Annotated in this window: 11 protein-coding genes; 5 read left to right on the forward strand and 6 right to left on the reverse strand. The window is 65.8% G+C overall.

Annotated features, from left to right (window positions below; all coding sequences use genetic code 11):
- Positions 1-20 precede the first annotated feature (20 nt).
- Both HF684_RS01945 and HF684_RS01950 read right to left on the reverse strand, forming a co-directional pair.
- The gene (locus HF684_RS01945) at positions 21-1,244 is read right to left on the reverse strand and encodes an acetyl-CoA C-acetyltransferase (protein WP_169251114.1); all 1,224 of its coding nucleotides are present in this window, start codon (positions 1,242-1,244) and stop codon (positions 21-23) included.
- Positions 1,245-1,509: 265 nt separating this feature from the next.
- Positions 1,510-2,403 (reverse strand): LysR substrate-binding domain-containing protein, encoded by an 894-nt coding sequence (locus HF684_RS01950; RefSeq protein ID WP_169251115.1) that lies wholly within the window; start codon positions 2,401-2,403, stop codon positions 1,510-1,512.
- Between the two features lie 110 nt (positions 2,404-2,513).
- Here HF684_RS01950 and HF684_RS01955 point away from each other — a divergent pair, with 110 nt between their 5' ends.
- Together HF684_RS01955 and HF684_RS01960 are read left to right on the forward strand one after the other, a co-directional pair.
- Positions 2,514-3,503, forward strand: coding sequence for a CoA transferase subunit A (locus HF684_RS01955; protein ID WP_169251116.1), 990 nt, complete (start codon positions 2,514-2,516; stop codon positions 3,501-3,503).
- Positions 3,500-4,282, forward strand: coding sequence for a CoA-transferase (locus tag HF684_RS01960; protein ID WP_169251117.1), 783 nt, complete (start codon positions 3,500-3,502; stop codon positions 4,280-4,282). Before HF684_RS01955 ends, HF684_RS01960 begins: the two co-directional genes overlap by 4 nt.
- A 294-nt stretch (positions 4,283-4,576) precedes the next feature.
- Here the strand turns inward: HF684_RS01960 and HF684_RS01965 are convergent, their stop codons facing one another.
- Positions 4,577-6,094: an MFS transporter gene (locus tag HF684_RS01965; RefSeq protein ID WP_169251118.1), complete on the reverse strand. Its 1,518-nt coding sequence runs from the start codon at positions 6,092-6,094 to the stop codon at positions 4,577-4,579.
- Between the two features lie 316 nt (positions 6,095-6,410).
- A complete protein-coding gene (locus HF684_RS01970; RefSeq protein ID WP_169251119.1) occupies positions 6,411-7,313 on the reverse strand; it encodes a LysR family transcriptional regulator in 903 nt (300 codons plus the stop codon).
- Positions 7,314-7,402: 89 nt separating this feature from the next.
- Here HF684_RS01970 and HF684_RS01975 point away from each other — a divergent pair, with 89 nt between their 5' ends.
- Both HF684_RS01975 and HF684_RS01980 read left to right on the forward strand, forming a co-directional pair.
- Positions 7,403-9,226 carry an acyl-CoA dehydrogenase family protein gene (locus tag HF684_RS01975; protein ID WP_248279078.1) on the forward strand — a complete coding sequence of 608 codons (1,824 nt, stop codon included), beginning with the start codon at positions 7,403-7,405 and terminating at the stop codon, positions 9,224-9,226.
- Positions 9,223-10,389 carry a CoA transferase gene (locus HF684_RS01980; RefSeq protein WP_169251120.1) on the forward strand — a complete coding sequence of 389 codons (1,167 nt, stop codon included), beginning with the start codon at positions 9,223-9,225 and terminating at the stop codon, positions 10,387-10,389. The genes HF684_RS01975 and HF684_RS01980 overlap by 4 nt, the downstream gene beginning before the upstream one ends.
- 380 nt (positions 10,390-10,769) lie before the next feature.
- Here the strand turns inward: HF684_RS01980 and HF684_RS01990 are convergent, their stop codons facing one another.
- A complete protein-coding gene (locus tag HF684_RS01990; protein WP_169251121.1) occupies positions 10,770-11,219 on the reverse strand; it encodes a prevent-host-death protein in 450 nt (149 codons plus the stop codon).
- 262 nt (positions 11,220-11,481) lie between these two features.
- On the opposite strand from HF684_RS01990, the gene hutU reads away from it, so the two are divergent.
- Positions 11,482-13,203 (forward strand): urocanate hydratase, encoded by a 1,722-nt coding sequence (hutU, locus tag HF684_RS01995; protein WP_169251122.1) that lies wholly within the window; start codon positions 11,482-11,484, stop codon positions 13,201-13,203.
- Between the two features lie 148 nt (positions 13,204-13,351).
- On the opposite strand, the gene HF684_RS02000 is transcribed toward hutU, so the two are convergent.
- Positions 13,352-14,242, reverse strand: coding sequence for an NAD(P)-dependent oxidoreductase (locus tag HF684_RS02000; protein WP_169251123.1), 891 nt, complete (start codon positions 14,240-14,242; stop codon positions 13,352-13,354).
- Positions 14,243-14,332 lie beyond the last annotated feature (90 nt).

Here is a 14,332-nt window from a genome sequence, read left to right on the forward strand (position 1 = left end):
CGGATCGTCTGGTGAAGAACTCAGGCGACGCGTTCGAAGACGGCGGCCATGCCCTGGCCTCCGCCGATGCACATGGTCTCGAGGCCGTAGCGCGATTCGCGGCGATCCATCTCGCGCAGCAGGGTGGCGAGGATGCGCCCACCGGTCGCGCCGACCGGGTGGCCCAGTGAGATGCCCGAGCCGTTGACGTTGAGACGCTCGGCGAAGTCGGACTCCGTGAGTTTCCACTCGGTCGTGCAGGCGAGCACCTGAGCCGCGAATGCCTCGTTGAGTTCGATGAGGTCGATATCGCCGAGTTCGAGCCCAGCCCGTTCCAGTGCCTTGGCCGTGGCGGGCACCGGACCGATGCCCATCGTCTTCGGCGGCACTCCGGCCACGGCCCAGCTACGCATGCGGGCGAAGACCCGCAGACCGAGTTCGGCGGCCTTGGCGGCGGTGGTGACGATGCACAGCGCGGCGCCGTCGTTCTGACCCGAGGCATTGCCGGCCGTCACCGTGGCCTCAGAGTCGGACTTCCCGAGCATCGGCTTGAGCTTTGCGAGCTTCTCCACCGTCGATCCGGGACGGATGTGCTCATCGGTCGTGATGACCTGTTCGGGGGTCTTCCGGGTGGCCGGCAGCGTGATCGGCACGATCTCGTCGGCGAACTTCCCCTCTTCCGTCGCCGAGGCGGCCCGACGGTGCGATTCCACCGCGTAGGCGTCCTGGTCCTCCCGTGAGATCTTGTACTCCCGACGCAGGTTCTCTGCGGTTTCGATCATTCCGCCGGGCACAGGGTAGTCGTCGCCGCCGGCGGTGAGGCGGCCGCGGACGAGACCGTCCTTGAGCTCGATGTTGCCGCCCTTGACACCCCAGCGGATCTCCTCGTTGAAGAACGGTGCACGGCTCATCGACTCGACGCCGCCGGCGACGACGAGGTCGGCGAAGCCGGCCGAGATCATCGCGTGGGCATCGGCGATCGCCTGCAGGCCGGAGCCGCAGCGACGGTCGACCTGGCGGCCGGGAACGGTGATCGGCAGTCCCGCATTGAGGGCCACGACGCGGCCGATCGCCGGAGTCTCCATGTGCGGATAGCAGTTGCCGAGGACGACATCCTCAATGGCCTCACCCGGCAGGTCGGTCTTCTCCAGCAGTGCTGTCAGGACCTGTCGGCCGAGCTCCTCATGCGGAACGTTCTTGAACTGTCCGCCGAATCCGCCCACAGGGGAGCGGAGAGGTTCGCAGATGACGATGTCTTCGGACACAGAGTCTCCCTTTGAGTTGCTGTCGAGCCGTCCGACTGCGGCAGCCGCGGCACCGACACAATCGGCATCACTGCCGATACTGATATCAATACGTTCTGATTTATGAACATATCCGAATGGATTGAGGCTGACAAGGGGCGTCTCAATGAATGGTCGGCCGGGCCTGCGGCGCGGAGTGCCTTGAGCGCGATCGTTTCGGCGCGAACGACGGGTTCAGCGTGGCTCAGCCGGCGAATTTGAGGGCTCGGCCGACGATGTGCCTGGCTCAGCGGACGGTCGGCAGGACCGCCTCGGCGACATCGAGGACCGTGTTCAGGGCTGCGTCCTGCTGGTCGAGGCGGTACGCGAGGTGCAGCTGGGTGGCCTCATTCGGGAGGTCGAGCGGCACTGCGGAGACCCGCGAATCGTAGCCGGCGGCGACGGAGTCGAACGTGATCGTCACGCCCATCCCGGCGGCTACAAGCGCGGAGATCGACTGCGAGTCGGGGGCCTCCTGGACTGTGCGCGGGCTGAATCCGGCATCGAGACACAGGCGCATGGCGGTTTCGCGCAGGTTCGAATTCGGCCGCGCGGGCAGGAGCACGAAGGGCTCGTCGGCGAGCTCTGCGACGGTGATCTTCTTCCGACCCGCCAGGCGGTGGGTGCTCGGCATGGCGACGCATGGGCGCTCGACGGCCACGGGGCGGCCGGCGATGAGCGGGGGCCGCCGGCGCCAGCGAACCAGGGCGAGGTCGAGAGTGCCGTCCATGATCCTCTCGAGGCCTTCGTCGGCATAGACCGTCGACTCGAGGTGGAAGGTGATTCCGGGGTTGCGATCGTGTGAGGCCGCCACGAGGGTGGCGGCGAGGTCGCGGGACGAGGGGTGTGAATAGCCGAAGCGAACGCGTCCGACCTCACCGCTGGAGGAGCGGTGGACGGATTCGATGGCGGCCTGCTGGGTGGCGAGCATGTGCTTGGCCGGTTCGAGCAGCGCCTCACCGGCGGGGGAGAGGCTGACCGAGCGGGTCGTGCGTTGGAACAGTGAGGAGCCGAGCTCGGTCTCCAGGGAGCGGATGGTGCGGCTCAGCGGAGGCTGAGCCATGCCGAGGCGTTCGGCGGCGCGGCCGAAGTGGAGTTCCTCGGCGACGGCGACGAAGGCGCGGATCTGCTGCAGCTCCACAATGGTCTCCTGTATCAGGCGGTCCGGGCGAATGCCTTAATTATTGCATGAATTGACAATAATCATAGAGTTGTTTTGCGGATTTCGGTAATTGCTATAGCCTGCGAACCATGGACAGTGACACAGTCGTCAGTTTGCCCGAGGCCATCGGACGCTTCGTCGAGAACGGAGCCACGGTGGCGCTCGAAGGGTTCTCCCACCTTATCCCGTTCGCCGCCGGGCACGAGATCATCCGGCAGGGAATCTCCGGACTCACCTTCTTTCGGCTCACCCCCGATCTGCTCAGCGACATGATGATCGCCGCCGACTGCGTCGATCGCCTCGTCTGCTCGTTCTTCGCCTCCGGTTCGGCGGGCAGCCTCTACGAGGTGCGTCGTCGCATCGAATCGGCTGACCCGCGGCCGCTCGCGGTCGACGAGTACTCACATCACGCGATGACCCTGCGCTATCACGCCGGAGCCGCTCGGCTGCCGTTCGCCCCGATCGCCTCCTTCGTCGGGTCCGACATCCCCGGCATCAACCCGGACATCCGCTCCGTCGTCGACCCGTACTCGGGCAGGAAGACGTACGTCGTGCCGCCGCTCAACCCCGATGTCACGATCATCCATGCCCAGCGCGCCGACCGGCACGGCAACGTCCAGATCTGGGGCATCACAGGCACTCAGCAGGAAGCCGTGTATGCGGCTGACCATGTCATCGTCACGGTCGAGGAGATCGTCGACGACAAGGTCGTCCGCTCCGATCCGAATCGCACCCTCATCCCCGCCCACGCCGTCGACGTGGTGTGCGAGGTGCGGACCGGGGCGCACCCGTCATATGTGCAGGGCTCCTACGACCGCGACAATGCCTTCTACCGCGAATGGACCGCGATCTCGAAGGACCCCGCCAGGCTGCAGGAGTGGCTCGATGCCCATGTTCGCGGCACCCGCGACCACGCCGACTATCTCGACTCGATCGGTCACGATCGCCTCCGCGGTCTGCTCGTGGATCCGCGCCCCTCGGGCGCGGTCGATTACGGACGCCGTGCCCAACAAGGCACTGTCCAACAAGGCGCTGCCCAACTCGGCCGTGCCCGACTCGGCGAAGGGACCGTGAAATGAGCGCCGCCTCGGCGAAGGACTTCACCGAAACCGAACTCATCGTCTGCGCGGCCGCGAAGATGCTCGCTCGCAGCCGCACCGTCTTCGCCGGCGTCGGGCTGCCCACGCTGGCCGTCGACCTCGCCCACCGCACGGTCAATCCGGCCATCCAGCTCATCTACGAATCCGGGGTCGCCGGCGCGCACCCCGAATCGATGGCCGAGGGCATCGCGGACTCCGTCGTCGTCTCCGGCGCCGAGGCGGTCGTCAACATGCATGCCCTCTTCGGCTACGTACTCCAAGGTGGGAACGTCGACGTCGGCTTCCTCGGCGCGGCGCAGGTTGACCGGTACGGTTCGCTCAACACCACCGTCATCGGCGACTGGGACTCTCCGACAGTGCGCCTGCCCGGGTCGGGCGGGGCCGCGGACATCATGGCGGGCGCCGGGGAGGTCTTCGTCGTCCTCCGCCGCCACGATCCGGCCGCTTTCCCCGCCGAACTCGACTTCGTCACCTCGGCCTCGCCGGTGCGCGCGGCCGAGCAGCCGGACTTCATCCAACCGCGCGGATTCGGCGTCTCCACCGTCATCACCCCGCTGGGGATACTGCGGCGGCGTGAGCGCCTCGGCGAGCTCGAACTCACCGAGGTCCATCCCGGAGTCACGGTCGAGCAGGTGCAGGAGGCGACCGGCTGGGACCTCGCCGTCGCCGAGGATGTCCAGCAGACCCAGGCGCCGACGGCCGAGGAGGTCCGGCTGCTCCGCGACGAGATCGACACGGTCCGCCTCTACCTGCGCTGAGGCTGGCACGGGGCGCTGGCACCTGCCCGAGGACACCAGCGTCACGGCACTGTTCACGACAAATAGCACAGTTTTAAAAATGTGCTATTCGTCGTGAACAGTGCCGTAAGCTTCTTCGGCTGATTGCCCCCGTCGATAGCCTCCTGACCTCTTACACCTAGCAGACCGCGCAATGCGATGCGGCCCCGAGTCCGTGGTGGACTCGGGGCCGCATGGCTATCGAGGCAGGGGCCGCATCGTTGTTGAGGCCATCGTTATCGAGGCCGGGGCCTCATCGTCGTCGAGGCTGAAGCCTCAGGGAGTGACGGGGGCGCGCGCCGGTGCAGATTCGGAGCCCGCGCCTGTGGTGTCGGCGGCCGACACGGAATCACTGGTGCCGACCGCGTCCGCGGAGTCGGCGGCCGGAGCGGAGGCGGTCGCGCCAGGCACACCCTTCGAGTCGGCGTCGCGTTCGGCCTTCACGGCGGCGCGGGCTGCGGCGAATTCCGCCTCGTCGGCGGCTTCAGCCTTTGAACTCTCGCTCGCCGTCCAGCCGGTCTTGTTCAGCAGGATGAGCGTGCAGACGAGGGAGACGAGCGCATAGCCGGCGCTGAGGATCGCCACCGGAACGATGGATCCCGAGCTCGTGTACATCCACTGTGCGGCCGCGGCGGTGCCGCCGCCCACGGTCATCGAGCACAGCTGGTAGGCCAGCGAGATTCCCGTGTACCGGACCCGCGTGGGGAACGCCCGGGCGATGATGCCGCCGATGCCGGCGTAGAACAGCGAGTGCGGAACGGTCGCAGCGGCCATGGCAGCCAGTGCGATGCCGGGATGACCGAGTTCGATCGCGAAGAACATGAGCGGCATTAGGACGAACTCCGGCACGATGATCCAGAAGATCGCCTTGCGCATGTCCTTGACGCGGTCGAGGATGATCGCGCCGAACGGTTGGACGATGAACTGCACGACGAGCGCGATGGTGACGATGCCGAGGAAGGTCGACGAGCTGTAGCCCCACGAGTGGGTGGAGTCCGTCGCCCACGCGGTCGCGAATGTCGTCTTGAGGTAGGTGACCTGGATGAGCGGCAGCGCACCGGCGCCGAGGAGGATGAGCACCCAGTGCTTCTTGATCGCCTCGAGTGCGGGGACCTTGACGACAGCGTCCTTCTGCTTGACGACCTTCATGTTCTCCGGCTCTTCGAGCTTGAGGCGGATGACGAGACCGATGACGATGAGGAAGATCGAGGCGAGGAACGCGATCCTCCAGCCGAAGAGGAGGAACTGCGGGGTCGGCATGAGTGCGAGGACGAAGAACATGCCCGAGGAGATGAGGTTTCCTGCCGGCGATCCCTGCTGGGCGAAGGCCGAATACAGGACGCCCTTGCCCTTCGGGGCGTTCTCGCTGGCGATGAGCACGGAACCGCCCCATTCGCCGCCGACGGCGATGCCCTGGAGGATGCGCAGGCCGGTGAGGAGGATCGGAGCGGCGATGCCGATGGTCGCGTACCCGGGCAACAGGCCGACGAGGAACGACGCCGCACCCATCATCACAAGGGTGACGACAAGTGTCTTCTTGCGTCCGTACTTGTCACCGAAGTGGCCGAAGATGATGCCGCCGAGCGGACGTGCGAGGAAGCCCGCCCACATCGTGACGAAGGAGAGCAGTGTGCCGACGCCGGCGGGCAGGGTGTCGGGGAAGAAGACGTGCCCGAACACCAACGCCGAGGCGGTGCCGTAGATGTAGAAGTCGTACCACTCGATGGTGGTTCCGATGAACGATGCGATGCCGGCTTTGCGGGCACGTTTCGCGGTGTTGACGGAGTCAGACATGCGATTCCTCTCAGGTGGAGCGTCATTGCGCCGACCGATGCCACGCGTTGCTGACGTGGTATAGGTGCTCGTTCACCGTAAGTTGCCCGTGTGGGCCGTGCAAACACTATTTGGTTATACCTTCATAACCCGCAGTGATGCTGGAGCTGAATTCCCTGATCTACTGCGGCCTACCGGCCCGTAGAGCGGGAGGGGAGAATTTTTGCTGATACCAGTCCCGAACACGCAGGAAGTCATTGTTGCCAGATGGGTATCAGAGTGCGAAATCGGGTTCGCCGAGGCGGCTGTGGACACCCGTGAGACGGGACTCGGTTCCTCAGTCGGCGACCGGGTCGGCGAGTGATTCCGAGGCGATGACGAGGGCGAGGGCGAGGTCGCCGATGAGTGTGGACTGATCCTCCCGGCGAACGGTGATCCACGCCTGCGGAGCATTCGGACGAGTGCCGACGCGGGTGAAGGTCAGTCGCTCATCGCCGTGGTAGCTGCGGGCCACCGGTGAGGGGACGAGGGAGACGCCGAGTCCGTGAGCGACCATCTCGACGGCGGCCGACCAGCTGGCCGTCCGATGGTGGATCTGCGGTTCGAAGCCGTGTGTGCGGCAGATGCCCACGACGGTGTCGTGGTAGATCGGGGATGCGCTCTTGCGGAAGATGACGAACGGGGAGTCGACCGCCTCGGCGATGGTGGTGATCGGCGATCCCGCCGGAGCGCACAGCCAGAACGACTCCCGGGCCGCCGGAGTGCAGACGACGCCGGGGTGCTGGAGAGGCATGTGGCCGCAGGCGATGTCGATGTCGTGGCCGAGCAGCATGTCCGACTGCGCCGCCGAGGTGGCTTCCTCGGTGGTGACGAGGATGTCCGGATGCGTCGCGGAGAAGTCCGTGATCGTCTGCGGCAGGCCACGGTGGAGGAAGGTGGCCACGGTGCCGATCGAGATAGACGTCGGTGCCCCGGTGTTCACGGCCGCCGCGTACTCGTTGAATCGATGGGCTGCCCCGACGGCAGACTTCGCATAGGGCAGCAGCGCCTCTCCCGCCGCGGTCAGCTTCGTCACGGGACTGCGATGGAACAGCGGTTTGCCGACGAAGTCCTCGAGCCTCTTGAGCTCGGCGCTCAACGCCGGCTGGGAGATGTTCACCGCGTCGGCGGCGAGCTGGAACTTGCCGTGCTCGGCCAGGGCGATGAAGTACTGGAGACGCTTGAGACTCGGTTCAGCCATAACCGAAGATTATCAGGGATAAGAGAAATGTCTTTGTCAATTGCAGATTCTCGGGCATACCGTCGAAGAAAGCATCAAAGGAGATTATCTTGCGTGAGACAGTTCCGTCGCCCGAGACGACGATGACCCCCGTTCCGGACAGCCACGGCATCGACAGGTTCGCCGACGATCGGTCGCTGAAGGACCTGCTGCCGCTCTACCTCGACGAGAAGCTGCTCGCGCACCTGCGCCCCGTGTTCGAGGACCTCGGGCCCCGCCTCGGGGCAGAGCTCGACGACCTCGCCCACGATGCCGACAACAATCCTCCGGTTCTCAAGCACCGCACCCGCAGCGGTGCCGATCAGCAGTCGATCGAGATCCACCCGGCCTACCGTCGCCTGCAGGAAGTTGCCTTCGGTGAACTCGGTCTGGCCGCGATGAGCCACCGGCCCGGTGTCCTCGGCTGGGACGAACCGATGCCGCCGATCGTCAAGTACCTCCTCGTCTACCTGTTCACGCAGGCGGAATTCGGACTGCTGTGCCCGGTGAACATGACCGACTCGCTCACCCGCACCCTGCGCAAGTACGGATCCCCCGAACTCGTCGAGCGGTTCATCGGCGGATTGACGAGCACCGATGTCGACACCCTCACCCAGGGCGCGATGTTCATGACCGAACAGGACGCCGGCTCCGACGTCGGCCGGGCGACGACGACGGCCGTCGACAACGGCGACGGCACCTGGGCGCTGACCGGAGAGAAGTGGTTCTGCTCGAACGCCGACGCCGAACTCGCCATGGTCCTCGCCCGACCCGAAGGAGCCCAGCCGGGCATCAAGGGCATCGGACTCTTCCTCCTGCCCCGCACGCTCGAGGACGGGTCGCCGAACTCGATGCGCATCGTCCGTCTCAAGGACAAGCTGGGCACCAAGTCGATGCCCAGCGGCGAGATCAGCCTGCAGGGAGCGACGGCCTACCTCGTCGGCGACATCGGACGCGGATTCGTGCAGATGGCCGATATGGTCAATTCCTCCCGCCTGTCGAACGCCGTGCGCGCGGCCGGCCTCATGCGCCGGGCCTTCGGGGAGTCGAAGTTCATCTGCCGCAATCGCGAAGCCTTCGGCTCGACCCTGAGCAAGCTGCCCCTGCAGCGACGCCAGCTCGCGAAGATCATGACGACCACGGAGCAGGCGCTGTCGATCTCCCTGCACACGGCCGCCGTCTTCGCCCGCGCCGATGCCGGGGATGCCGAAGCCGCCTCGGTGCTGCGCATCCTCACCCCGCTCATCAAGTTCCGTGCCACGCGCGACGCCCGCAAGGTCACCGCGGACGCGATGGAGATCCGCGGCGGCGTCGGCTACATCGAGGAGTACGGTGACGCCCGCGTCTTCCGCGACTCCCAACTCGGATCGATCTGGGAGGGCACCTCGAACATCGTCGCCCTCGACGTCATCCGCGCAGCTCATCGGGCGGGAACGCTCAAACCGCTGTTCCTGCACTTGGAGACGCTCATCGCCGAGGCGGCCGACCTCCCAGCCGCGTTCCGCCGTCAGGTCCAATCGTTGAGCTCGACGCTGCTGCACGCGCTCGAAAACACGCCCGAAGGCGTTGAGCAAGCGCGGGTGCGGCAGCTCGCGACCGCGACGTACAACCTCGTGTGCGCGTCCATCATGGCCTCGGAAGGTGCGCGGATCGGTGAGCGCCGCGGCGACTGGTCGCGCATCGTTATCGCCGCCCTGGTGCTGCGCCACAAACTGATGCCGCAGAACCCGCTCGTCCCCGTCGTCGAAGACGACGCTGTCCTCGACGCCCTCATCGACGGTGTCGGCATGGGCCGGGACGACGCGTTCGCGGCCGTCGAGGACATCCTCGGCGAGGATGGCTCCGGTCAGTCCGACGAGGATGGGACTGCGCGTTCCGGAGGAAGCGGACAGTGAGCGCGGGAGCACTCGCCGGGATCACGGTCGTCGATCTCTCGCGCATCCTCGGTGGGCCCTACTGCACGCAGATCCTGGCCGATCACGGTGCCGAGGTCATCAAGGTCGAGCCGCCGGCCGGCGATGACACGCGCACCTGGGGGCCGCCGTTCGTCGCGCCCGAGGTGTCGAGCTACTTCGCCGGGATCAACCGGAACAAACGGATGATCACTCTCGATCTGCGCACCGAGGCGGGACAGGATGCGCTGCACGGGCTGCTGGCCGGGGCCGACGTCCTCGTCGAGAACTTCAAGACCGGGACCCTGGCGAAGTGGGGGCTCGACCCTGTGTCGGACATTCCCGATCGTTACCCGCATCTCGTGCACGCGTCGATCACCGGCTTCGGCGATGACGGTCCGCTGGGCGGACGGCCCGGATACGACGCGATCATCCAGGCGATGTCGGGTCTGATGTCGGTCAACGGCGATGCGTCGACCGGGCCGATGCGCATCGGCATGCCCGCCGTCGACATGGTCACCGGGCTCAACGCGGCCATCGGCGTGCTCATGGCGCTGCAGGAACGAGTGACCAGCGGGCGCGGTCAACGGGTCGAGACGACGCTGTACGACTGCGGAATCTCCGTCATGCACCCGCATCTGCCGAACTTCTTCGGCGGCGGAGCCGTGCCGAAGCTGTCGGGCAACGACCATCCGAACATCGCCCCGTATTCGGCGTTCGCGACCGGGGCCGGGCAGATATTCATCACCGCCGGAAACGACGGACAGTTCGCCCGGCTCGTCGACCACCTCGGTGCTGCCGAGCTCGCCGAGGACCCGCGGTTCGTCGACAATGCGGCCCGTCTGGGCAACCGTGACGCGCTGCGGACCGAGCTCGAAGCGCTGATGGTTTCTGCCTCCGCGGAGAAGCTGTCCGAGGAGCTCATGAGCATCGGCGTGCCCGCCGGTCCGATCCTCGACGCCGCCGAGGTGGTCAAGCACCCGCATACCGCGCACCGCGAGATGGTCGTGGAGATGAGCGACGGCTACCGCGGGGTGGCCTCGCCGATCAAGCTCGCCCGGACCCCGGCAAGCTACCGGATCTCGCCGGTGCAGCCGGTGGCGGGGACGGGCGAGAACGTGAACGTCGAGCCGCAGGCGGTCCGGGAACAAGCAGCATCGGTTTGAGCGGGTGCAGTTCGAACGTGGGCAGATCTCAGTTGTCCGTCTGCTTCGGATGCGCGGTGTATACCTGCTCGAGGTAGACGGTGTGTCCATCCACGTAGTACCAGATCCGAGCGCTTCCTTTGAGCGTTGGTTTTGAGTTGCCAACGCTCAAAGGAAGATCCTCCTCGGACAATGTTGGCCAGCTCGCCCTTCAGCGGGTAACTGGTCGGTGTTGTTTCGAGGGGTGATCTGGTGAGAAAGTCCCAGGCATCGGCCATCGGTCCACGCATCGTGGCACAGAGATCGCGCCATGCTCTGCCGGCTTGGCGAGTGGCGAACCCCAGTTCGTACTCACTCTTCTTCGTTGGGCGTTCAACCTTCGACTCTTTCGCCATGTCGACTCAGGGGCGGGGAACGGCTGCGCCGTTGTCGAGCCAGTCGACCGGTTCCGAGCCGAGACCTGCGGCAAGCGCTTCCGCTGTTTCTCGCCACGAAGTGAGAGTGGAGGCAGCAAGGTGAGCTTGGCCGACTGAAAAGCTGGCGCGTGCGGCGTCGAGAACTTCACTGGCGCATTCGTGCCGGTCTGCCTCTGATAATGCGAGCATCCAAGGGAATTGGTCCGTCATGAAGTCAGTGAGGACTTCATCGTTGCGTGTGGCCACACCGATGAGCTGAGCGGCGATTTCCAGCAGCTGATTTCGAGCGCGGTTCTCTCGCTCAGACATGAGCACAAGTGGTTCCGCGTCTCGACGGGTCACAACCACTGGATGATCGGACGCCGCCGCGAATACTTCCGCGGAACCGCGGCTGAGCTCCGAGGACTTATACGAATTGCGAGCCTCTGTGGTCATGGTCCAATTCTAATTCAGAATACATTCTGAATTCAATGGATGATCGGCAACGCCCTCTTTGAGTAATGACGAGGGTGTCGTCACGTGGTTCCGTCCGAAATGTCGGACGGAACTTGATGCGGGCCACTTCCGCAATCTGGTTCAGCCGACAGAATGGATGGTGTAGTCAGAGCCGACAGCGCAGGGGAGACCACACCTCGGCGCGACGGCGAAGCGGCAGCCAAGCATCCGCCTCGTCGGACACAGCGACAAGGAGAATCCCATGACCACCAAGCCGTCGTTCACCCAGCACGATCCGTCCCGCGTCATCCGCGCCGACCGCGGAACCGAGATCACCGCGAAGTCGTGGCAGACCGAAGCGCCCAAGCGCATGCTCATGAACAACCTCGACCCCGAGGTCGCCGAGCGTCCCGAAGACCTCGTCGTCTACGGCGGCACCGGTCGCGCCGCCCGCTCCTGGGAAGCCTACGATGCGATCGTGCGCACCCTCGACGACCTCGAGGACGACGAGACCCTGCTCATCCAGTCCGGCAAGCCCGTCGGCGTCATGCGCACCCACGAATGGGCCCCACGTGTTCTCATCGCGAACTCCAACCTCGTCGGCGACTGGGCCAACTGGGAGCACTTCCGCGAACTCGAGGCCGAAGGCCTGATGATGTACGGCCAGATGACCGCCGGCTCCTGGATCTACATCGCCACCCAGGGCATCCTCCAGGGCACCTACGAGACCTTCGGCGCCATCGCCCGCAAGCGCTTCGACGGCACCCTCGCCGGAACCCTGACCATCACCGCCGGCTGCGGCGGCATGGGCGGAGCCCAGCCGCTGTCCGTGACCCTCAACGGCGGCGCCTGCCTCATCATCGACGTCGACAAGACCCGCCTCGACCGCCGCAAGGGCAAGCGCTACCTCGACGAGGTCGAAACCGACCTCGACACCGCACTGGCCAAGGTCATCGAAGCGAAGAAGAACAAGCAGGCTCTGTCGGTCGGGCTCGTCGGCAACGCCGCGGAGATCCTCCCGCTCATCCTCGACCGCCCCGAGGCTCCCGAGGTCGACATCGTCACCGACCAGACCTCGGCCCACGACCCGCTGTCCTACCTGCCGGTGGGCGTGAGCGTCGACGACTGGCACGAAGAGGCCGAGCAGGATGCGGAGAAGTTCACCATCCGCGCCGAGGAGTCCATGGCCAAGCACGTGAAGGCCATGGTCGAATTCCAGGACCGTGGCGCCGAGGTCTTCGACTACGGCAACTCGATCCGCGACGAAGCCCGCAAGGCCGGCTACGACCGCGCCTTCGAATTCCCCGGCTTCGTCCCCGCCTACATCCGTCCCCTCTTCTGCGAAGGCCTCGGACCCTTCCGCTGGGTCGCGCTGTCCGGCGACCCGAAGGACATCGAAGTCACCGACCAGGCGCTCAAGGAACTCTTCCCCGACAACGAACACCTCCACACGTGGCTCGACGCGGCCAACGAATACGTCGAGTTCGAAGGCCTGCCGGCACGCATCTGCTGGCTCGGCTACAAGGAACGCCACCAGGCCGGTCTGCTGTTCAACCAGCTCGTCGCCGAAGGCAAGATCTCGGCTCCGATCGTCATCGGTCGTGACCACCTCGATTCCGGTTCCGTCGCCAGCCCGTACCGCGAAACCGAGTCGATGTGTGATGGCACGGACGCCGTGGCCGACTGGCCGCTGCTCAACGCCCTGGTCAACACCTCCTCGGGTGCCACCTGGGTCTCCATCCACCATGGCGGCGGCGTCGGCATCGGCCGCTCCATCCACGCCGGACAGGTCTCCGTGGCCGACGGCACCGAGCTGGCCGCTCAGAAACTGGCACGCTTGCTCACGAACGACCCGGGCATGGGCGTCATTCGCCACGTCGACGCCGGCTACGACCGCGCCTCCGAAGTGGCCGAAGAGCGCGGCCAGCGCGTGCCGATGATTCCGGAACTGGACAAGCGCGACGAGGAATCCGCCGCGCAGTAAGGGCGCTGAATAGCACACAAAAAGTCGAGCAGCACAGTTTTGAAACTGTGCTGCTCGACTTTTTGTGTGCCGCGGCGACTCACCGATCGCGGGGAGTCGCCGAACGCGAGCAGTCGGCTGCGCCGCTGGAGCCTTGAGAGCCGCGCCTCTATTCGTCGAGGAAGAGGTCGAGTTCGAGGTCGTCGGGGCCGTGGCCGACCGAACCCGGCCGCGACGGATCATGCGCGTAGACGGAGAAGTCCGTGACGCCCTGAGCTTGCAGCACCTCGTCGTCGATGAAGAAATTGCCGGTGACCTTGCGCGGATCCGAGGTGAGGATCGCCCACGCCGCCTCGGCCATGATCTCGGGCTTGCGGCTGCGTGCCATGAGCTGCTCGCCGCCGAGGAGGTTGTTCACAGCGGCCGTGGCGATCGTCGTCCTCGGCCACAGGCTGTTCGCCGCGACTCCGGCTTCGCGCTGCTCTTCGGCCAGTCCGAGCGTGACCAGCGACATCCCGTACTTCGCCATCGTGTAGCCCAGGTGCCTGCCCGCCCACACGGGGTTGAGGTTGAGCGGGGGCGAGAGCGTGAGGACGTGCGCGGTGTCCGAGCCCTTCAGATGCGGCAATGCGGTCGTGGCCAAGAGATAGGAGCCGCGTGAGTTGATCGAGTTCATGAGATCGAACTTCTTCATCGGCAGGTCCTCGACCGGGGACAGGTCGATGGCGCTGGCGTTGTTGACGACGATGTCGATCCCACCGAATGTCTCGACGGTCTTCGCGACCGAGTCCGCCACGGAGTCGTCGCTGCGGACATCACCGATGATCGGCAGCGCCTTGCCGCCGGCCGCCTCGATCTGCTCGGCGGCCGTATAGATCGTGCCTTCGAGCTTCGGATGCGGTTCCGCCGTCTTCGCCAGCAGCGCGACGTTCGCCCCGTCGCGGGCGGCACGCAGCGCGATCGCCAGACCGATTCCACGGCTGCCGCCGCTCATGAGAATCGTTCGTCCGGCCAGTGAACGTCCGGGTTCTCCCTCGCCGAGGATGCTGGCAGTGCTCATCGTCCGTCTCCTTTGTCCGTGGTTCGATGATCGAGGTGGATAGGTCGCCAGGCTACCCGTCGCTCGCCCGCGTGCCCAGACTGCCGTCTC

Source organism: Brevibacterium sp. 'Marine' (assembly GCF_012844365.1).
In the GTDB taxonomy this organism is placed as follows: domain Bacteria; phylum Actinomycetota; class Actinomycetes; order Actinomycetales; family Brevibacteriaceae; genus Brevibacterium.